Origin of the sequence: Mesorhizobium sp. LNHC229A00, assembly GCF_000502415.1 — a bacterium.
Taxonomy (GTDB): domain Bacteria; phylum Pseudomonadota; class Alphaproteobacteria; order Rhizobiales; family Rhizobiaceae; genus Mesorhizobium.
This window is the reverse complement of the sequence record NZ_AYWQ01000155.1, coordinates 1-567: the sequence shown is the minus strand read 5'-3', so window position 1 is coordinate 567 and position 567 is coordinate 1. Positions and strand designations below refer to the sequence as shown.

Genomic DNA, 567 nt, shown 5'->3' with positions numbered 1-567 from the left:
TGATTACGCACTGGGATATGAGTATTATTCAACAATCATGACGTGGCGTAAGGACGCCAAGGCGCCAAAGACCTTGGCCGATTTCTGGAATGTCAAAGATTTCCCGGGTAAGCGCGCCCTCCCGGACATTGCATTTTATGCTATTCCGATGGCCTTGTTGGCCGACGGCGTTAAGCCTGAACAGCTCTATCCACTCGATCTTGACCGAGCCTTCAAGAGTTTGAAAAAGCTTAGCCCCGAGGTTGCCGTCTGGTGGTCCACCGGTGCCCAGCCGCCCCAACTCCTGAATGACAATGAAGTTCAGTATGCTATCGCATGGTCAGGGCGGGTCACCACCGAGCCGAAGCTGGACTACTCATTCAACCAAGGTCTGATCGATCTCAGCTTCTTCGCCGTCCCGCGCGGCGCCAACCCGGCGCAAAAGGCTGCCGCGATGAAGCTGCTGCACGAGATGACTATGCCGGAGAATCAGGCTGTGGCGGCGACCGTCATTTCGTATACCGGAACCAGCCCGGATCTTAGTGCCCTCTTGCCAAAGGATAAGATCGGTCAGTTCCCGACCGCGAA

1 protein-coding gene is annotated in these 567 nt (G+C 55.7%); it reads left to right on the top strand.

What is annotated here, in order from left to right; genetic code table 11:
- Positions 1–567 (top strand): extracellular solute-binding protein (locus X742_RS140230; RefSeq protein WP_023775672.1); only part of this gene is annotated, 567 nt, incomplete at both ends.